This window comes from Halopelagius fulvigenes (genome assembly GCF_055398025.1).
In genome coordinates, this window is the sequence record NZ_AP043845.1 from 25,990 (window position 1) to 45,648 (window position 19,659).

The 19,659-nt window shown below is 64.5% G+C and carries 20 protein-coding genes; 11 read left to right on the forward strand and 9 right to left on the reverse strand.

Translation table 11 applies throughout. The annotated features are described in order from the left end of the window. Positions 1–36: 36 nt before the first annotated feature. The 3 genes from ACZ522_RS03160 to ACZ522_RS03170 all read right to left on the reverse strand — a co-directional run bounded on the left by ACZ522_RS03160 (position 37) and on the right by ACZ522_RS03170 (position 5,229). Positions 37–1,611, reverse strand: coding sequence for an ABC transporter substrate-binding protein (locus ACZ522_RS03160; protein WP_379692010.1), 1,575 nt, complete (start codon positions 1,609–1,611; stop codon positions 37–39). Positions 1,612–1,780: 169 nt separating this feature from the next. Further along, a complete protein-coding gene (locus ACZ522_RS03165) occupies positions 1,781–4,036 on the reverse strand; it encodes an NADP-dependent malic enzyme (protein ID WP_379692009.1) in 2,256 nt (751 codons plus the stop codon). A 566-nt stretch (positions 4,037–4,602) separates the two neighbouring features. Continuing rightward, complete coding sequence (locus ACZ522_RS03170; RefSeq protein ID WP_379692008.1) at positions 4,603–5,229, reverse strand: DUF7509 family protein; 627 nt, start codon at positions 5,227–5,229, stop codon at positions 4,603–4,605. Between the two features lie 96 nt (positions 5,230–5,325). Between ACZ522_RS03170 and ACZ522_RS03175 the strand changes: the two genes are divergently transcribed. Next, positions 5,326–5,745: a helix-turn-helix domain-containing protein gene (locus tag ACZ522_RS03175; protein WP_379692007.1), complete on the forward strand. Its 420-nt coding sequence runs from the start codon at positions 5,326–5,328 to the stop codon at positions 5,743–5,745. A gap of 9 nt (positions 5,746–5,754) precedes the next feature. Here ACZ522_RS03175 and ACZ522_RS03180 read toward each other — a convergent pair whose 3' ends face one another. Continuing rightward, positions 5,755–6,372, reverse strand: coding sequence for a SprT-like domain-containing protein (locus ACZ522_RS03180; protein ID WP_379692006.1), 618 nt, complete (start codon positions 6,370–6,372; stop codon positions 5,755–5,757). A gap of 390 nt (positions 6,373–6,762) precedes the next feature. Between ACZ522_RS03180 and ACZ522_RS03185 the strand changes: the two genes are divergently transcribed. Next, positions 6,763–7,899 carry an MFS transporter gene (locus ACZ522_RS03185; RefSeq protein ID WP_379692202.1) on the forward strand — a complete coding sequence of 379 codons (1,137 nt, stop codon included), beginning with the start codon at positions 6,763–6,765 and terminating at the stop codon, positions 7,897–7,899. 20 nt (positions 7,900–7,919) lie between these two features. Here the strand turns inward: ACZ522_RS03185 and ACZ522_RS03190 are convergent, their stop codons facing one another. After that, positions 7,920–8,078: a hypothetical protein gene (locus ACZ522_RS03190; protein ID WP_379692005.1), complete on the reverse strand. Its 159-nt coding sequence runs from the start codon at positions 8,076–8,078 to the stop codon at positions 7,920–7,922. Between the two features lie 511 nt (positions 8,079–8,589). Here ACZ522_RS03190 and hsp14 point away from each other — a divergent pair. Continuing rightward, positions 8,590–9,024 (forward strand): archaeal heat shock protein Hsp14, encoded by a 435-nt coding sequence (hsp14, locus tag ACZ522_RS03195; protein ID WP_379692004.1) that lies wholly within the window; start codon positions 8,590–8,592, stop codon positions 9,022–9,024. Positions 9,025–9,168: 144 nt separating this feature from the next. Here hsp14 and ACZ522_RS03200 read toward each other — a convergent pair whose 3' ends face one another. Both ACZ522_RS03200 and ACZ522_RS03205 read right to left on the reverse strand, forming a co-directional pair. Then, positions 9,169–9,723, reverse strand: a complete 555-nt coding sequence (locus tag ACZ522_RS03200) for an HTH domain-containing protein (protein WP_379692003.1) — start codon at positions 9,721–9,723, stop codon at positions 9,169–9,171. A gap of 145 nt (positions 9,724–9,868) precedes the next feature. Continuing rightward, a complete protein-coding gene (locus ACZ522_RS03205; protein WP_379692002.1) occupies positions 9,869–10,600 on the reverse strand; it encodes a MaoC family dehydratase in 732 nt (243 codons plus the stop codon). 161 nt (positions 10,601–10,761) lie between these two features. Between ACZ522_RS03205 and ACZ522_RS03210 the strand changes: the two genes are divergently transcribed. The 6 genes from ACZ522_RS03210 (at position 10,762) to ACZ522_RS03235 (ending at position 15,463) form a co-directional block, all read left to right on the forward strand. Further along, positions 10,762–11,070 (forward strand): AbrB/MazE/SpoVT family DNA-binding domain-containing protein, encoded by a 309-nt coding sequence (locus tag ACZ522_RS03210; RefSeq protein ID WP_379692001.1) that lies wholly within the window; start codon positions 10,762–10,764, stop codon positions 11,068–11,070. 6 nt (positions 11,071–11,076) lie between these two features. Continuing rightward, the gene (locus ACZ522_RS03215) at positions 11,077–11,724 is read left to right on the forward strand and encodes a hypothetical protein (protein WP_379691999.1); all 648 of its coding nucleotides are present in this window, start codon (positions 11,077–11,079) and stop codon (positions 11,722–11,724) included. A gap of 44 nt (positions 11,725–11,768) precedes the next feature. Further along, a complete protein-coding gene (locus tag ACZ522_RS03220; RefSeq protein WP_379691998.1) occupies positions 11,769–12,326 on the forward strand; it encodes a poly(R)-hydroxyalkanoic acid synthase subunit PhaE in 558 nt (185 codons plus the stop codon). Further along, a complete protein-coding gene (gene phaC / locus ACZ522_RS03225) occupies positions 12,323–14,053 on the forward strand; it encodes a class III poly(R)-hydroxyalkanoic acid synthase subunit PhaC (protein ID WP_379691997.1) in 1,731 nt (576 codons plus the stop codon). Before ACZ522_RS03220 ends, phaC begins: the two co-directional genes overlap by 4 nt. A gap of 149 nt (positions 14,054–14,202) precedes the next feature. Then, positions 14,203–14,946 (forward strand): beta-ketoacyl-ACP reductase, encoded by a 744-nt coding sequence (locus ACZ522_RS03230; protein ID WP_379691996.1) that lies wholly within the window; start codon positions 14,203–14,205, stop codon positions 14,944–14,946. A 97-nt stretch (positions 14,947–15,043) separates the two neighbouring features. After that, the gene (locus ACZ522_RS03235; protein ID WP_379691995.1) at positions 15,044–15,463 is read left to right on the forward strand and encodes a universal stress protein; all 420 of its coding nucleotides are present in this window, start codon (positions 15,044–15,046) and stop codon (positions 15,461–15,463) included. A 141-nt stretch (positions 15,464–15,604) separates the two neighbouring features. Here the strand turns inward: ACZ522_RS03235 and ACZ522_RS03240 are convergent, their stop codons facing one another. Beyond that, positions 15,605–16,762, reverse strand: a complete 1,158-nt coding sequence (locus ACZ522_RS03240) for a thiolase family protein (protein WP_379691994.1) — start codon at positions 16,760–16,762, stop codon at positions 15,605–15,607. A gap of 320 nt (positions 16,763–17,082) precedes the next feature. On the opposite strand from ACZ522_RS03240, the gene ACZ522_RS03245 reads away from it, so the two are divergent. Together ACZ522_RS03245 and ACZ522_RS03250 are read left to right on the forward strand one after the other, a co-directional pair. Next, entirely contained in the window at positions 17,083–17,343 is a 261-nt protein-coding gene (locus ACZ522_RS03245) for a TrmB family transcriptional regulator (protein ID WP_379691993.1), read from the forward strand. Positions 17,344–17,989: 646 nt separating this feature from the next. Beyond that, complete coding sequence (locus ACZ522_RS03250) at positions 17,990–19,141, forward strand: tyrosine-type recombinase/integrase (protein WP_379691992.1); 1,152 nt, start codon at positions 17,990–17,992, stop codon at positions 19,139–19,141. A gap of 196 nt (positions 19,142–19,337) precedes the next feature. Here the strand turns inward: ACZ522_RS03250 and ACZ522_RS03255 are convergent, their stop codons facing one another. Further along, positions 19,338–19,508 carry a hypothetical protein gene (locus ACZ522_RS03255; protein WP_464391771.1) on the reverse strand — a complete coding sequence of 57 codons (171 nt, stop codon included), beginning with the start codon at positions 19,506–19,508 and terminating at the stop codon, positions 19,338–19,340. Positions 19,509–19,659 lie beyond the last annotated feature (151 nt).

Consider the following 19,659-nt stretch of genomic DNA (forward strand, 5'->3'; position numbering starts at 1 on the left):
TTTCGAGGGACCTCGCGTCGGCGAACTCACGCCCCGTCACTCGTAGGGGTTGTATATCTTCGGCACGCCGTCGCCGGTGATCCACGGCTGGACCTCCTTCGGTGCGTCCTCAAGCGACGGTCCCTCGCTGGGCGCTTTCAACTCGTAGTCGACGTAGTCGGCGCTGTTGATGGCCGACCGCGCCTTGTTCGCCATGGTCCCGAGCGCCTTCTTCGGGTCCGTGTCGGAGCCGATCATCCCCGATATCGCCGTCGAGTAGCCGGTCGTGTTGCCCTCGACGGAGCCCATGAACGGGGCGACGCGTCCGGCGCCGGTGACGCCGTACCGAACCGCGTTCGGCGCCTGTTCGAGGCGGGCTTCGAGCCACGAGTCCGGTATCTCGGTCGGGTTGTCGGTGAACAGTTCCATCTGCTCTTGGCCCTTGCGGACCGGAAGGAAGTTCGGCGCCGACACCGGGAAGTACTTGTTCAGCTGGTCGGGCTGGGTCATGTAGTCCATGAAGCCGAGCGAAATCTTGTCGTCGACGTCGTGGCGGGTGACGTTCTGCTTGAACGTCGTCAGGCAACTGCCGCCCATGAAGGACTGCCGCTTGCCGTTCGGACCGGCCGGCATCGGTGTCAGTTCCGTGGCCTTGGCCAGTTCCTTGTGTTCTTCGGAGACGCCCTCCTGCGGGTCGATGAGGCTGCGGGCTAAGTCCGTCGGAAGGTGGGCGATGGCCGTCCGGTTGGCGCGGTAGAGCTCCTCGCCGGCGGTGCTGTCGATACCGCCCCATCCGCCGGGCGCGATGTCCCACTTCTCGCGGAGACTCAGCGTCCAGAGGTGAGCGAAAAGCGACGCCGGACTGTCGATTTCGACGCTGAACTTGCCGTCGGAGTGGCCGTAGAACGATCCGCCGGACTGGTGCGTTATCGCCGTCTGGTTCTGACCGGTCGGGAAGTCCGTCGCACCGGGCGTCGTGAACCCGGAGGCGTTGGTGTTCTTCGAGACGGCCTGTCCGGCCTTGATGAGTTCGGGCCACGTCTCCGGCGGCTTGGAGACGCCCGCCTCCTCTAGGAGGTTCATGTTGACGTGGCTCGTTCGGAGCTCCATGAACCACGGCATCCCCCAGTAATCGCCGTCGAACTGGCCCCACTTCGAAATCGTGCTGTACCAGTCGTCGTACTTGTTGAACAGTTCGGTGTTGGGTCGCGCCGCGCCGCGGTTACCGAAGTCGGCCGCGTGTTCGCACGCCATCTCGGAGACGTTCGGCATCGAACGGCCCTCGATGGAGGCGCTCCACTCCTGGAACACCTGGTCCCAGGTGACGACTTGGGTGGTCAGGTTGATTTTCGCGTCCGCGGCGTCCTCGTACCCCTTGGCCGCCTCTTTGATTGCCTTCGTCTCCGCGGGGATGTACCCCCGCATCGTCCACCACAGGAAGTCCTGTTCGCCGTTGCCGTCGGTGCCGCCGTCGCCGCCACTGCACCCGGCGAGGGCCGTCACACCCGCCGCGCTGGCCGCCGCGGCCGTCTCCATGAACTTCCGGCGCGAGTACTCCTCCGATTGGTCGTCCGACTGAGCGTCCGACTGGCCGTCGGACCCCCCGGTCGGTCGCGATGCTGTTTCGTCCATACCGTCCACTGTCGACGCCATACAGCATATGTAAGAAAGGTCCATTATATATCTACCGGGCTTCGAACGGACTGTCCGGAGAGCAATGATGAACGGCCGTTTCGCCGAGGATCGGCGTCTCGGCCGGGACAGGGCCCCGAAATCGATTTGAGGAGGGGCGGCGACTCGTCTACGCTTGCTGGGCGTCCACCACCGCCACCGCCGCGAGGTTGACGATGTCGCCCACCTCGTCGCCGCGTTGGATGACGTGGACCGGCTTGTCCATGCCGACGAGCATCGGGCCGACCGCTTCGGCGTCGCCGAGTCGTTGGAGGAGTTTGTAGCCGATGTTACCCGCTTCGAGGTTCGGGAACACGAGGACGTTCGCCGGTCCGTCCAACTCGGAGAACTCGTACGTGTCCGCGACAATATCCTCAACGACGGCGGTGTCGGCCTGCATCTCGCCGTCCACGGGGAAATCGACGCCCGGGTCGTCGCGCAACGCCCGCGCCGCATCGCGGGGTTTGCGCGTCCCCGCGTTGTCCACGCTTCCGAAGTCGGAGTACGAGAGGAACGCGACGCGCGGGTCCACGTTGAACCGGCGCGCGAGGTCGGCGGTGTGCCGGGCGACCTCCGCGAGGACGTCGGCGTCCGGGTTCCGGTTCACCGTCGCGTCGGCGCAGAATATCACTCGGTCGGCGACGGTGAGCATGTAGACGCCGGCGGCGTAATCCGCGTCCTCCTTGGTGCCGATGACCTGCAACGGCGGGCGAAGCGCAGAGGGGTAGTGGTGCGTCAGTCCGGTGAGCATCGCGTCGGCGTCGCCCTCCTCGACCATCACGCTGGCGAGGTAGTTTGGGTCGGTCCGGACGAGTTCGTCGGCCTCCCGGCGCGTCAGTCCCTTTCGGCGGCGCAGACGGTGGAGTCGGTCGGCGTACTCGTCGAGTTCGTCCGCCGTCGGGTCCACGACGCGGGGGTCGTAGTCCAGTCCGCGGGTCGCGACGACCGACTCGACGGTCTCTCTGTCCCCGACGAGGAGGGGTTCCGCGATACCCTCCGCCTCCATACGTGCGGCCGCGCGTATCATCTTCTCGTCGTTGCCCTCCGCGAGGACGACGCGCTTAGGATCGTTCTGCGCCTTGTTGAGAACGACGCGGAGCATCTCCAGCGACTTTCCGACGCGCGCTTCGAGCTGTTCGTGGTACGCCTCCAAGTCGATGTCTCGCCGGGCGACGCCGCTGTTTATCGCGGCCTGCGCGACTGCCGACGACACCTCGAACAGGACGCGGGTGTCGAGCGGTTTCGGGATGACGTAGTCGGGGCCGTACTGGAGGGGTTGGTCGCTGTAGGCTTTCACGACGGCGTCGGGCACGTCCTGTTTCGCCAAGTCGGCGAGTGCGTGGGCGGCCGCGCGCTTCATCTCCTCGTTGATCTCCGTCGCGCGCGCGTCGAGTGCGCCGCGGAAGATGAACGGGAACCCCAGCACGTTGTTCACTTGGTTGGGGTAGTCCGAGCGACCGGTGGCCATGATCACCGTGTCGTCGCGGGCCTCTTTCGCCTCCTCGTAGCCGATTTCGGGGTCCGGGTTCGCCATCGCGAAGATTATCGGGTCCTCCGCCATCGACCGAACCATCTCTTGGGAGACGATGCCGCCCGCGGAGAGGCCGACGAACACGTCCGCGCCCTCCATCGCCTCCGCGAGGCCGCCGTCGGGGACGTCCCGCGCGAACTCGCGGTTGTACTCGTTCAGGTCGCCGGCGTCCGCCCGGTCGGTCGTGAGGATGCCGTCGATGTCGCACATGACGATGTTCTCCGGTCGGACCCCGAGAGAGACGTAGAAGCGCGCGGTGGCCGTCGCGGCGGCACCGGCCCCGGCGAAGGTGACCCGAATCTCGTCTAAATCCTTCCCCGCGATATCGACGGCGTTGAGGAGGGCCGCCCCGGAGATGATGGCCGTCCCGTGTTGGTCGTCGTGGAAGACGGGGATGGACATCTCCTCGCGGAGTCGTTCCTCTATCTCGAAGCACTCGGGGGCCTTGATGTCCTCCAAGTTGACGCCGCCGAAGGTGGGCTCCATCGCACTCACGGTTCGGACGAACTCGTCTACGTCGCTCGCGTCGAGTTCGACGTCGAACACGTCGATGTCTGCGAACCGCTTGAAGAGGACGCCCTTGCCCTCCATGACGGGTTTCGACGCCTGCGCGCCGATGTCGCCGAGTCCGAGGACGGCGGACCCGTCCGAGACGACGCCGACGAGATTCCCCTTCGCGGTGTACTCGTAGGCGGCCCCCGGGTCTTCGTCGATGTCGCGGCACGGCGCGGCGACGCCCGGCGAGTACGCGAGACTCAGGTCGCGTTGGGTGTTCGTCGGCTTGGTCGTCGAAATCTCTATCTTTCCGGACGGGTCCTCTCGGTGATACTCCCGCGCGTCGTCGTCAAGTGTCATAGATAGGTAGACACCACCAGCACGGAACATAAATGTGGTTGACTGACAGAGAGTGGACCTACCGCGAAAGTAATACAATTATTTCTGTTAACATTGTCTCCAATAACTGCTCTCGGTGAGATGGGTGCATCTGTTTATATTAAAGAAGCAATCAACGAAGATTCCGTTTGTATTCGCTATTCGGACGCAGATCCCAGGATATATTCGATTATAGTGCCAAAAATTGTAGTGAATTATTTTTCGAAACGGCTGCGGAAGACACCTCCGAAAGAGAAAGGCGAGACGATTCCGCGAAATCGAGATAGTGGAACACAGCCTTAGTGGGGGCTAAATTCCGTGTTTTCTCCCAATTCTTCCGATACCGACGAACGGTCTCGACGGTGCGTGAATTCCGCTCAAAGGATGGTTTCGATAGAATTAATTGTACAAATCGAAGAGGAGGAGATAATGGCTAAGGCGGCTATCGTCTCACGAGAACTACCCGATACGATTCGGGCGTCCGAAGCGGCCTTCACCTCCACTACTGCAAGTGAACGCGAGACGCTAAGCCCCGTCGCGGCCGCGATTCACGATTCGTGGAGGGGGTCGAGGTCGCCGTGGAGTTCGCGGTTCATCACGTCGGCGACGAACAGTCTGAGGCGGTCGAGGAGTTCCGCCTCCGTCCCGTAGGACTCGATTCTGAGGTCCCACCGTTCGTTCGCCGCCCGGAGCATCGCACTCGTCACGTCCGCCTCGTGGAGGAACAGCATCCGGTCGCCGTGCGTCTCCGACAACGCTTCGAGCACCGACCCCGCCTCCTCGCCGACGCCGAAGTTGTGACCGAGGTAGGGGAGGACGAACGCCGTGACGTTGCTCTGCCGGGCGTACTCGATACTCTGGGTCGCCGCGTCCACGTCGTCCACGTCGATACCCACGTCCACGGCGAGGAAGGCGTTCACCCCGGGGTCGGCCCGAAGCGACCCCTGCACGCGGCGGAGCAACGCCTGCGCCTCGTCGATGTCGTCGCGTCGCTTGAACAGTCGCCTGATGGGACCGGGGAGCTCCTCCACCTCGATGTCCGCCCGTTCCTCCTCCGAGAGGACGTACGCCAAGTTGAACGACTTGTACGGACCCATGATGTAGAGTAAGAAGCGCGAGTACGCGACCGATCCCAACGACTCCCGGATTCGGTCCCGCGTTATCTCCGTTCCCATACCGGCGACTCGGACGGATGCTATATAAAAAGAGACGTTTTCGAGGGTCGTTGAGTCAGCAATCGTTAAACGGGCTCGTAGAGTACAGAGAGACGAATGGCGACCAACCACGCCGCGGCCGACGACGGAGACGCCCCGGAGGACCCGGAGGACCTCCTGCCGCCGACGAGCGTCCTCTCTCTGGACGACTACCTCGACATGCAGGCGGCCATCGGCGACAGGACGCGGTTCGCCGTCGTCTACACCCTCGTCCACGCGGGCGACCAGAGCCCCAAGCAACTTGAAGAACGCCTCGACGTCCGCGGGAACACCCTCCACTACCACCTGAACAAACTCGTGGACGTGGGCCTCGTCGAGAAACGAAAGCGGGCTGAACGCGACAGCGAAGGCCTCTACACCTACTACGCGGCGACATCTCTGGGCGAGGGAATCCTCGAACACGGGGTCGAAGAACTCATCCGCCGGGAGCGAACGTACCTCGACGCCTACGGCGACGACGCCGAGGCGGAGAACTGACTCCGCGGATTACCCGTCGGACGCCGTTTCGTCGGGGATATCGCATTCCAGCGCCGCGCCGCAACAGGAGGAGACGTACGATTCGAACTCCCGGACCAACTTGCAGTCGCGGTACCGTCTGGCGACGACGTTCTCGCAGTCCGTACAGGTGAGTAGGTACGCTGGCGTGGCGAAGTGGCGAACCCGGACGGGGGCGTCGAGGGCCTCCGCGCGCCGACGGAACGCCGGTCCGTGGTCCGTCGTCCCGAACCGCTGGAACTGCTCTACGTGGACGAGTTCGTGTCTGAGCGTCGCCGTCCACTCCCCGTAGTCGAACGACTGGAACGCCCGCCACGAGAGCGACACCGTACACGTCGGCGCGCCTCCGTCCGCCGCCGCCGTCGGCCGTTCGCCCCAGTCTATCGGGTCGCCGACGGCCGTTTCGGAAACCTTCGGTCGCTTCACCGCCGCCGCCCGGCGCTTCGCGCGGGTCGAAACCTCCCACGACACCCGTGAGAACGCCACGCTCAGGTCGAACTCGGAGGCGGCGTTTTCGCAGTAGTCGCGCGAGAACGCTATCAACTCCTCGTGACTGCCGACGGTCTCGAACTCCCGCCGGAGTCGGTCGGCGAACACTCCTTCGGACACGGGTGGCCCGTCATCAGGGGGTAAGAAAACTGTTCGGTTCCCCGACCGGTGAGAAGAGTGACCGGACGGGGAACCGGACAGACGGGAGGAGGTGAGAAAACGGGAGACGACTCACGTCAGAGACGGGGGAGTTCGGTCCAAATAATTATGTCTGGATTCCCGGAGACGGTTGTGGCGTTCGAGTTCCGACGAGCGTGTTCGTACGTGCAGTGACCTCGGTCACCATCCGCCGGCGGACGGCTGCGTAGTTCCGTACCGCCAGCGCGTCGGTACGGCCGTCGGATCGATGCGTCGCTTTCGAACCGTAAAGGACTGGTACCGTCGCGGGGACTGTCCGCCGTGCGATCGACGGCGACCGACGAACGATTACGCGGCGGCTATGCGGGACGGATGCTATTCGTCGTCTCCCTCGGGTGGGCGGTGCTTCAGACCGGACGGTTCCTCCTCTCCCCGCTTCTGCCCACCATCATTGCGGACCTCCAGATAACGGAGGCGACGGCGGGACTCGCCCTCGCGCTGTTTCAGGGCGTCTACGCGCTGTCGCAGTATCCGGGCGGCGAGTACTCCGACCGGTGGACGCGCGCGACGCTCATCGTCCCCGGACTACTCGTCCTCGTGGTCGGGTTCGCCGCCTTCGGGTCGGCGTGGAATCTCCCCGCGTTCGTCGCCGCGGCGGCTATCGTCGGACTCGGGAAGGGTCTGTTCGCCATCCCGTCTCGCGCGCTTCTCTCCGACCTGTTCGTGCGCCGCCGCGGGCGTGCACTCGGCGTCTACGCCGCGGGTACCGACATCGGCGGCCTCCTGTCGTCCGGCCTCGCCGTCCTCGCGCTCGGGTACGCGACGTGGCGCGCGCCGTTCTTCCCGGTCGCGGCGGTTCTGGCGGGCGTGACCGTCCTCTACGTCGTCTGGTCACGCGAGGGCTACCGTGTCGGTGATACGTCCCTCGACGCGGGCGGAACCGCGCGCCGACTCGTCGCCAGTCCGCAGCAACGCGGGACGCTGCTGGCGTTCTCGCTGTTCTACTTCATGGTCGGCGGGTTCATCAACTTCCTACCGGCGTACCTCGCGTCATCGAAGGGGTTCTCACAGGGACTCGCGAGTGCGACGTTCGCCATCGTCTTCGCCGTCGGTCTGGCGGTCAAGCCCGTCGCCGGGGACCTCGGCGACCAGTTTTCTCGGCGAGGTATCGCTGTCGTCGGAATCGGGTTCGCGGCACTTTCGCTGGCGGCACTCGTCGCCGCCGCCTCGAAACCTCTCGTCTGGGTGGCGGTCGGACTGACGGCGTTGGGCTACAAGACGGGCTTCCCCCTCGCGGACGCCATCATCATGGACGACGCTCCCGACGGCGGCACCGGGGCCGACTTGGGCGCTGCGCGCGCCCTGTTTCTCGGCGCGAACGCCGTCGGGCCCGCATACGTCGGCGTCGTCGTGACCTACGCGAGCTACGCCGCGGCGTTCGGCGGCCTCGTACTCTGTCTGATCGTCGCAGCGGCGATTCTACTGTACGGGGAGCGAAACGGTGAATGAGAGGAAGGTACCGACGTCCGTCACGGGCCGATGTCGTCCCGACGCACGTAGAGGACGACGAGGCCGAGCACTAACAGTCCGACGCCCCACCACATCGAGTCGCCGGGAAGGTACGCCAACAGGAGCGATACGATTCCGGACGTGAAGAGCGACCAACCGATGGTCGTCTGATACGCCATACCGGAACTAGTCCCCTCTCGGAGTTAACCGCTGGGGCAGTTACCGCAGACGGCGGGGTCAGCCTCCCTCGCCTTCCTCCTCGTCCCGCGAACCGTCGACGAACAAGCCGGCAAAGACGGGAAGGATAGGCAAGCTATCACAGATAGCAAAGACGAACAAGACAGTTTTGACGGCAAACACGGTTAGATCGAGCCGGAACATTGCCTTTCAAACGTGAGTCGATAGAGAAGAATCGGGGAGTACTCCGAGCCTACGGAGAAAAATCCGACAGAATATCTTGGACAAAGAGGCATCGGACCGGTCTCTCGGAGGCGCGAGACGGTAGACGTGGGAACCCCGAGGGGGAACGGCCGTCCGCGCACGGGAACGTATTCTCGCCTTCCACTCGTCGGGAAGGTGGAGACGGAGACCACGGCCTCCCGCAGGCGTTCTCGAACGGGTTCGCTCGGAGGAATAAACGATAAGGACCATCCCGCGAAAGTTACGACGCGGAAACGTCACCAGACAACTATGATGCCCGACAGAAACCCGTTCCAAGAGCTCGAACGCATGTTCGAGCAGATGAACCGGCAGTTCGAACAGTCTCCGTGGTCGATGGGCCAAGAGGGGATGCTCGGCCGCGGGTCGGTGGACATCGACCTCGCGGACCAAGGTGAGGAGTTCGTCGTCACCGCCGACCTCCCCGGGTTCGAGAAGGACGACATCGACGTCCAGTGCACCGAGGACCAACTCACGATTCGCGCCGAGAGAGAGCGCGAAACCGAGACGAGCGAGGAGAACTATCTCCGGCGGGAGCGTTCCGACGAACGGATGCAGCGGTCGGTTCGCCTCCCCGAACCCGTCGACGCCGACGGTGTCTCCGCGAAGTTCCAGAACGGCGTTCTCACCGTCACGCTCCCGAAGGTCGGATCGTCCGACCGGGGGCAGAACATCGACATCGAGTGAATCGACGGCCGACGGACGGTTCGTCCTCCCTTTTTCGGGCCGAGTGACCGCAGGAAAACGAGAAAGACGGGTCGTCTGCGGCGGTTCGCGGACGCCCGGTCGGACCGACGGGCGCGGAGTACGCGTACGGGGTGACGACGGGGATTACTCGTCGAGGGGAATCGGCGAGACGTACGTCGGCGCTTCCTCCTCGGAGAACCGGTCGTCGGCGTCCGAGTCGTCGGCGTCGAGGGTCGTCGCCGACAACGGCGGGATGTCCTCGTCGGCGGTCATCGCTTCGAGGGCGTCCTCGACGGTGTAGTTGGCGTCGCGGTCGGAACAGGGGAACACGCCCGCGACGTCGCCGTCCTCGTAGAGCGCCAAGCAGAGATGCGGAGGGATGATAGCGTCGTAGGAACCGTCGAGAAGGGACTCCCGACGCACGTCGGAGAAGAACGGTTCCACGGTGTACCCGTTCGTCGCCGCCCACGATTCGAACTGACGGACGGTCTCTATCATCGTCCGTCCCGCCTCGGTCCGAGTGACCGCGCTGTCGGTCGCTATCTGGTCGCCCCACACCGTCACGGAGAACTCGAACTCCTGCTCCGATTCCATATCCAGGAGTCGCTGAACGACCGACTCCTGCGACGCCTGCGCGCCGCGCGGTGCTAACGACCGAACGTACAGTTCCGCTCTCGTGTGTGTATCTCCCGAAGCCATTGTTTCTCCTCGCTGCCGGTCGTCGGTCCCCGTCCGACCGGTCAGCAGTGTCACCTAGTGGTTCACGAGCTACGTTACTTATTCCCCCTGTCACTACGCGGTGTTTAAATAGGCGCGCGGGTCGGTCGGCGGTTCGGACCGACGGTCACGCCCGTCCCCCTTCGGAGGACGAACCGCCGTCGTCCGGGGGCACGGAGTCGATGAGGACGACCGCTTCCCCCGCGACGACGGATTCCCCGTCCTCACCGAGGACGTCCGTCGAGAGTCGGAATCGGTCCGACCCGAGTCGTTCGATCACCTCGACCACCGCCGTCAGGCGGGACCCCACCTCGACGGGCCCCACGAACTCCAGGTCCTGCGAGAGGTAGATGGTCAGGCCGGGGAGGCGGGCCAACGCCGCGCTGATGAGGCCGGAGACGAGCGTTCCGTGGACGATTCGGCCGCCGAACCGCGTCCGCGCGGCGAACTCCTCGTCGGTGTGGAGGCGGTTCGTATCCCCGCTCGCGGCCGCGAACGCGGCCACGTCCGCCTCGTCGATGGTCTTCGAGAACTGGACCCAGTCGCCGACGTCGATGTCCTCCACAGAGTCGACGGAGCGTTCGGACTCCCACCCCTCCTCGGAGTGAGAGACCGCCACCGCTTCGGCGTTGACGCGACGCTTCGCGTCTCGGCCAACCGGAGCGCTCCCCGTTCCGGTGCCGTCGCCGTCGGCGTCGCGGCCGTTCACGCCGAACAGCGCCAGCGTGGCGCGGTTGGCCTCGACGACGCTGTTCACGAGGTGGTTCGAGGCGCGCCCCCACGCCGTCGTGAACTGTTCGAGTTGGCCCCCGAGGGGCGTCGGCGGGTGCCGGTCACCGGTCCGGTCGTCGCGCGCCATCTCAAACCCGCCTCCGACCGCCCTCGATGGGGCGATTTGTATCTAATCCTGATAACTCCACGACGCCGGTATTACCGTGTTCACCAATCGTAGCCATTGTATACCATTCAAAGGTAACGTGGGGAACACATTTGTATCATGGGGTCCTACGTAGAAGTGAGATGACGGACGACCCATCGACTCCGCCGTGGCCGCCGGCCGCGTTCGCGGAGCAGTTCCGGCAGGCGAGCGAGGAAGTTACCGACCAGCAGTTTCGGTTCTTCAACGAGCTCATGTCTGCCGGAGGCGGCGAGGAGAAGAGCGACTTCGATACCCTCGAATCGCTGAGCAGAGAAGCGGCCGTCTTCAAGACCCGCGTGCAGAGCGGGGGGCGGATCAGCATCCCCGACGCCGAACGGGAGGCGCTGGGTATCGAAGAGCGCGACCTCGTCCAGGCGTTCGTCATCCCAATAGAGCCGAAAACGGAGTAAACACCCATGAGCCAACACGACACCAACCGACAGAGACAGACGTACCGAGTTCAGAACCCCTTCACCGCGATGTTCGACGCCTACCAGCGCTCCCTCGAACAGAGTCAGGAGGCGATGCGCCGGAGCATGGAGCTCCAGCAGTCGTACATCGAGCTGTTCGCGGACAACGTCGAATCGAGCCGCCCGGTGCAGCAGAAGACGACAGACGTCGGCCGGTCGATGGCGCAGATAGCCGTCGAGACAATGGACAACAGCGTCCCGACGAACAACCAGGCGTTCGTCGAGAACACGCGGCAGGCGCTCCAGATGTCGCTCGAGACCATCAACTCGATGGACGGGAGCGTCCGGAACAACCAGCAGTTCTTCGATGACCTCCGCGACACCATCGACGAGCAGTACGACACGGCCAACGAGATAAACGAGAACGTCTGGGACGCCCTCGAAACGAGCATGCGTCAGAACACTGACCTGTACAACGACATGCTCGAGGAGTACCAAGAGAACGTGGACCGGACCGTCGACGAGGTCTCCGAGCGGATAGCCGAGGCCCGAGAGGCGACACCCGAGACGACCGAAGTGGAAGTCGAGTCGGGCGACGAGTCTGACGTCGGCGGGACGGACTCCGACGTGGAGTTCGACGCCACCGAGGAGTAACTCGGGCGGTAACCATTTGGAGATACTTCGCGTAGAGTGAAACGATGTCGGAAGAGTACGCTACCGCAGGGACCGAGCAGGACTGGACACGCTTCGTCGAGGAGACGAACGAATCGTTCGCGGACGCTTTCGAGCGGAACGCAGAGGCGCAGGCGAAGTTCGTCGAATCGTGGTTCGACGCCGTAGAGGAGTCGTCCGCCACGGACGCCGACGCGTGGAGCGACGGTATCGAGGGGTACGCCCGCGCCTACGAGGTGTGGATGGAGGCCGCCGAAGAACACCTCGAACGGACGATCGACTCCGTAGAGGGCGAGGACGTCGACACCGAGGAGATTCGAGATATCTGGCTGAACGCCGCCAACGAGGCGTTCAAAGAGGTGATGCGAACCACCGCGTTCGCGGCGACGACGGGCGAGGCGGTCCAGAACGTCTTGGAGTTCCGGCAGGAGGTAGACGAGATGTCGGAGACAACCCTCCACGCCCTCGGGTTCGCCACGAAGTCGGACGTGCAGGAGGTCGGCGAGAGACTGGTCGAACTCGAACGACGCCAGCACTCCGTAGAGAAGAAACTCGACCGAATCATCGACTCGGTGGAACCGTGAACCCCTACACCTTCGCACTCGACGTGCAGCAGCAACAGTGGACGGAGGCAGCCGACGCCGTCGAACGCCTCGCGACGGCGGGAGAGCAGGCGGAGCGGTTCACCGGCGTGGACGTGGGGCAGACGCCCAGCGAAGTCGTGTACGAGGAGAACAAGCTGAAACTCCTCCACTACGAGTCGCGGACCGAAGAGCAACACGACGTGCCGATACTCGTCGTCTACGCCCTCATCAACAAGCCGTACATCTTAGACCTCCAGCCCGACCGGAGCGTCGTGCGGTCGCTTCTCGAGAGCGGCTTCGACGTCTACCTCATCGACTGGGGGGAACCGTCCACCCTCGACGCGTCGTTGACGCTCGACGACTACGTGAACAGGTACATCGAGAACTGCGTGGACGTGGTGCGCGAACGCTCCGGACAGGACAGCATCCACCTCCTCGGCTACTGCATGGGCGGGACGATGAGCGCGATGTACGCCGCCCTCCACCCGGAGAAAGTTCGAACGCTCGGACTCATGGCCGCCGGCCTCTGTTTCGACGACAGCGGCGGCATCCTCGAGATGTGGGGCGACGGCGACTACTTCGACCCCGAGACCGTCACGGAGACGTTCGGCAACGTCCCCTCTGACTTCCTCGACGCGGGGTTCGCCATGATGGACCCCGTGGACAACTACCTCACCAAGTACGCCCGCTTGGCCGACAACCTCGACGACGACGACTTCGTGGAGAACTTCGCCCGCATGGAACGCTGGCTGAGCGAGGGCATCGACGTGGCGGGCGAGACGTACCGCGAGTTCCTCGAGGGGATGTACCAGTCGAACAGTCTGGCGAGGAACGAGTTCACCCTGAACGGCGAGCGCGTCGATCTAGGGGAGATAACGATGCCCGTCCTCCAGATAGTCGGCGAGTACGACCACCTCGTCCCGTCGGAGGCGAGCACCCCGTTCAACGAACTCGTCGCCAGCGACGACACCGAGACGATAGCGTTCCCCACGGGCCACATCGGACTCTCCGTCTCCTCGCGATCCCACGAGGATCTGTGGCCGCGCGTCGGCGAGTGGTTCGAGGAACGGTCGGGAGGCGAACCCGCCGGCGAGGCCGACGAGACCGACGAGGTCGACCGAACCGTCGAAACCGACCAAGCCGCCCAGACCGACGAGGCGGGCGGCAAGACCATGTCGCGGGACCCCGACGAGGGACACGTGGACGTGTACGTCGAGGAGACGGGCGAGGACACCGAGACGGGGGCCGAGACGGCGGAGACCGGAGGCACGGGACTCGCCGAAGACGAGGACAGCGCCGTCTACGCTGAGGACGAGGGCGGGCGACCGCCGACGTTCGACGAAGCGGACGAGGAAGGCGGGGCGACGCCCGACGGAACGCAGACGTCTGACGAACTGCAGACCGAAGACGAGGCGGAACCCAGAGAGCAGACCGAGTCGGAGTCGGCCGTCGAACACATCAACGAGATGCGGACGCCCGACGACGAGACCGACGAACCGGCCGCCGAGGCGGGGACCGACGCCGGCGAACCGGCGGCACCGACCGACCTCACGGAGATATCCGGCATCGGGTCGGGGTACCGATCGCGCCTCCGAGACGCCGGCGTCGAAGACGTCACCGCCCTCGCCGCGTCGGACGCCGAATCCGTCGCCGAGGAGATCGGCGTCTCCGAGAGTCGCGTCCGAGACTGGATAGCGCAGGCACGGGAACTGACGTCCTCCGAGTAACCCCTCGGCGTACTCTTCTCCGACGACTCTTCGCCCGCGGAGTACCGTTTAGATATCTTGAGAAACACTTACTTGGCCGATTCTCGTCCGTAGATTCGTACGGCGGAGCCGAAATACCGGGAGTGAGCGCTCCGACCCCCCACCCAACCATGATACTGGACAATCGGACCTGCCTCGTCACAGGGTCGTCGAGAGGAATCGGATGCGGAATCGCCGAAGAACTTGGTCGCAACGGCGCGAACGTCGTCGTCAACTACCGCTCCTCGGAAGGGGAGGCGTACGACGTCGTGGAGACCATCGCCGACGAGGGCGGCGACGCTATCGCCGTCCAAGGAGACGTGAGCGACATGGAGTCCGTCGAAGAGATGCGCGAACGGATTCACAACGCGTACGGGCCGGTGGACGTCCTCGTGAACAACGCCGGTATCACCGTGGACCGGACGTTCGAGAACATGACCCGCGAGGACTGGGACCGCGTGATGGACGTGAACCTCGGCGGCGTGTTCAACTGCACGAAGGCGTTCTACGACGACTTGTCGGACGCCGAACAGGGACGACTCATCAACATATCGAGCGTCGTCGGCCAGCAAGGAAACTACGGGCAGGCGAACTACGCCACGACGAAGAGCGGTCTGTTCGGGTTCACCCGAACGCTCGCGTTGGAACTGGCGAGTTCGGGGACGACCGCGAACTGCGTCGCGCCGGGGTTCGTTCGCACCGACATGCTCGAAGGCGTGGACGAACGCGTCCAAGAGAAGATCCGAAAGCGCATCCCGCTCGACCGGTTCGCCGACGTCGAAGATATCTGCGGCATCGTGCGCTTTCTCGCGAGCGGCGACTCGCGGTACATGACCGGACAGGTCATCGGCGTCAACGGCGGTATGGAGTGGTAGGGAATCGAACCGGACCGTTCGCACACCAGTCTGCCACCCCAGACTGTGCACATCGGAAGCACACACCTTCAAACCCTCAGCGAGCGTACACGAGCATGTGTACTCGAACATCTTGATTCCGACCGACAGGAGTCGCGGAGCGAAGCGCGGAGTAGAGCGGGGATTGGAACTGGCCGAGGAACACGGAGCGAGGGTTCACTCCTTGTTCGTTCTCGACGAACGGATGTACGAGACGCCCGCGTTGAGTAGCGACGAACTCTACCTCGAAGAGATCGAACGGCGGGGGGCGAGAGACTGCGCGGAGATAGTGGCCTCGGCGTCCGAACGCGGACTCGAGGCCGAGGCGGCGTGTACGAGAGGGTGCCCGCACGAGGAGATACTCTCCTACGTCGCGAGAAACGACATCGACCTCGTGGTGATGGGCGGACACGGAACCTCGCCGCCGACGCGGCCGCACGCACACGCCTGCACCGACAGGGTCACCGAGTCGGCCTCCATCCCGGTCCTATCGGTGTGACGACTCGGCGTCCGCCCACCGCGGAGAACTCCGACCGACCGTCGCGGAGTCCGAAACGGCGGACAGTTGCCGACTCGGTACTGTGAAATCGCCGACACATTCTCGCAGTATTACAGGTATACGACTGTAAGGGAAGTCGAATCAGCGTCGGAGGAGGACGGCGATGCCGCCGCCGCCGCCGACGCTCATCCCGACGACGCCGTACGTCACGTCGTCTTCGACCATGGCGTGCGCGAGCGTCGTCGCCAGCAATCCGCCGCTTCCGCCGATGGGGTGGCCGTACGCGATGGCGCCGCCGAGGGGGTTCAGTTTCTCCCTCGGAACGTCGAGACGGTCCATTGTGTACACCATCTGCGCGGCGAACGCCTCGTTCAACTCGAAGAAGCCGACGTCCTCGACGGTCAGGTCGTTCGACTCGAGGAGTCGTTCCACCGCGTCGCCGACGGACTTGCCGAACCACTTCGGGTCGCGGTACGAGACGGCGTAGTCGGCGACGGTGGCGAGGACGTCGGAGTCGTCCACCGCGTCCGCGTCCGCGAGGAGGAGTGCTCCCGCGCCGTCGCTCAGGTCAGAGGCGTTTCCCGCCGTTATCGTCCCGTCGGACTCGAACGCGGGCGACAGCGACCCCAATCTGTCCATGTCGGTGTCCTCCCGCGGTCCCTCGTCCACTTCGACCGTTCCGGAGTCCGTCTCCACCGGGACGATTTCGTCCTCGAACCTGCCGTCTTCGATGGCCCGCACCGCGCGCCGGTGGCTTTCGAGGGCGTACTCGTCCTGCGCCTCGCGGGAGATGTCCGCCTCCTCGACGAGGCGTTCGGTGAGAGCGCCCATGTGTTCGTCGTAGCCCACGTCCCAGAGGCCGTCGTATATCATCGAATCGCGCATCCGCACGTCGCCGTACCGACGGCCCTTCCGCATCTCCGTCGAGAGGTAGGGCGCGTTCGACATCGACTCCATGCCGCCCGCGATTGCGACGGACGTCCGCCCCGCCTGAATGCGGTCGAACGCGAGCGTCAACGCGCGAAGTCCGGATCCCGACGCCTCGTTTATCGTCGTCGCCGCGACGTCGTTCGGCAGGCCGGCCTCGACGACCGCTTGTCGCGCGGGGGCCTGTCCCACCCCCGCTTGGATGGCGTTCCCCAGTCCGGCCCAGTCCACGTCCGCCGGGTCCACGTCGGTTCGGTCGAGGAGGGCCCGAAGCGTTCGCGCGCCGAGTTCGACCGCCGATCGGTTCGATAGCGCGCCGAGAAGTGCTCCGTGTGGCGTCCGGCATCCGTCGATGACGACTACGCGAGTCATGTACCGGACAAACGGCGGGGTCCGACAAAACAACTGGGCCACACACACGGCGAGGAGACGGTCACCGTTCGAGACGGGAGTGACGGCGCCGGCCCGCGCGGGCCGAACGACCGAGGTTTGATACGCATTCTCACGTCTACGGGGCGCAGAACGTCCGAACCGGCCTGAGTAAATTTTATGGCGTCTTCGGCGCATGGAGTTAGTGGACGCAGAAGTGACAGACGGAACACATCGAGCCACCGCCAGATTTCCCGACCCTGAAGCTCGAAAAGGCGTCGTTCAGCGGATACGGTGTCGTACGTCTCACTAACCATATAACAATGAAGAGCACTCAACTCACCGCAGAGACCGGTACGCACGCAGAACAGTCCCCCCTCGACGGAGACGAGTCCCTCCCGTCCGACCTGCAGTCGCCCCGGGCGAAACTCGTCTACCTCTACCTGCGCCAGATGGAGGAGGGGACGGTGGAACATCTCCGAACGGCACTCGGCATGAAGACGATAACGCTCTACCCCGTCCTCGGAACCCTCGTCGAGAAGGGCCACGTGCGGTCCGACGGCGACCGGTACGTCTGCCGATAGCGACGGTTTCCCCTCCCCTCGCCACGCGGAGCGTCCGTGACAAAACCGGTACCGGCAGGTCTCCCGCCGAGTGAGGGACGAGGAGAAGCGGAAACTCCCCCCGGTGAGTTCTCGGCGTCGGCGTCCCGTCTCAGTTCTCCGAACGCGTAATTCGAGTACTCGTTACGTTCCGGGAGAGCGCCGCACGGCGGTGATCACGCGTCGGGAGTCCAATCACTTTCGTTTTAGGAGTTTTCCTCGCGTCCGGAACAGTAGCGGCCGGCGGGAAGTCACCGGAACACGGCGAAGCGATAATACCGCGGAAACGGCGAACAACGGTCGTCTGTACGGTCAGAACGGAGTTCCGCTGCGAGAGGGGGAAACTCTCCAAGAGTTCATCTCCGTCGCTGCCGCTACGCCCGGAACTCCAGAAGATCGTCGCCTTCGACCGCACGAGCCCTCCGAATGAGAACGTATCCCACACTGAGTTACTGACTCAGAAGTGATTGTACACTTCTTAGATTCGTTCGGAGTCGAATCTCTTTCCGTTACACGACTATTTCTGTAATGGTCAGAGATCAGTCGGCGACGAACCCGCGCCGAGGCGGCGGACGATGGGCGAAGTCACACGTGACTTTACAAACCCCCGTCTCCATCGACCGAACGAATGCCCGCCCAATCCGGACCCGAGGAACAGACCGCCGCACCGACACTCCGAGAAGCGTTGGCGACGTTCGTCGAGAGCAAAGGGACCGCCGAGGGCGACGGCCGGTACGCGACGGAGTCCGAACGCGTCCTCACCTCGTGGATAGCGTGGTGCGAGGAACGGGGCGTAGAGACGTTCGACGGTCTCGACGCCCGGACGTTGGGCGCGTACGCGCGGCACCTCAAGCGCCGCGTCGGGGCGCGCGAGTCGGACGGCGCAAGCGGCATCTCCGGGCGGAGCGCGCACCAGTACTACGCCCGCGTTCGCGCCTTCCTCTCGTGGGCCGTCGCGTGGGAGTACCTCGCGGAGAACCCGGCGGCGAAGGCCGTCGCGCAGAACGAACTCCCGGAGGAGAGCGCGGGTTCCAGCGAGTCGAGACAGCAGTTCTGGCGGAGCGAGACGCGCGAGGCCATCGTCCGGTGGGCCGACTGGCGCGCCGAGGACGCCCTCGATTCGGGGTGGATGGACGGCGCGACGGCGGTTCGGGACCGCGCGTTGGTCGCGACGGTGGCGTACACCGCCGTCCGCGGCGCGGAGATACTCCGCGAACCGCGCGACTCGCGTCGGGCCGGTCTGCGCTGGAGCGACGTCCACCTCGACGATGGCTACTTGGAGGTACTGGGGAAGTCGCGGGAACGCGAGGACGTTCCACTTCCGCCGCAGGCGCGCCGCTACCTCGAACGACACCGCCGCCGACAGGACCCGCCGAGCGACGACTGGCCGGTGTTCGAGAGCGGTCACCTCCCGAGCAAGTACGCCCTCGTCCGCGAGGCGGTGGGCGACGAAGACCGAATCGAGGAGTTGTGCACGCCCGCCCGGATCGACGACGCCCTACGGACGTTGGACCTCGCGCCGCCGTCTCTCACCGTCGAGGGAGGGCGACGCGTCCTCGCTCGACTCTCCGAGGAATCCGGGATACGCGAGGACGGCGACGTGCTGAAACTCCACGGCGCGCGGAGGGGACTCGGTCACGAACTGTACCAGCGAAGCGCCGAGTTAGCGCAGGTGACGCTCCGCCACAAGAGCATCGAGACGACGCACGAACGCTACACGGACATCGAAGCCAAGCGCACGGGCGAAACCGTCGGCGAGATTCTGGACGAAGAGCGGTAGTCGGGCTTCGTCGGACACCTCGTTGACCCCCTCTCGGGAGGGGACGGCCACACAGCGTATTCGGACGCAGATTCTCTATGCGAGAAAGCGTCATCTCCGCTTGCGTGGGGCTCTCGTCCGGTTGCCCCTCGACCCGTCGACCGCCCCGCCACGATTCGACCACAGTAGAAATAGCCATCATAAATCTGACAACTGTTCAAACAGGATTACCGATGTCATATCGAGTAATACTGGTCGGTACCGGCGGACAGGGCGCGAACTGGTGTTCCGAGTACCTCCGCCGAATGTCGAAGGCGGACTCGTCGACGTCGTCGCCGCCGTCGACGTAGACGAGGAGGCTCGCCGAAGCCACGGCGAACGTCCGCACGGATGGAGACTCGGTCCGGGAGGCAGTGGAGGAGTCGGCGCGAAGGCCCGTCAGTAGTCTCGTTCTGGCGGTTTGTAGTCTGTGTGACAGAACGCACGTTCGCAATCGAGTACACCAACCACAAACTTTTCCACATATCTTGTTATTATTG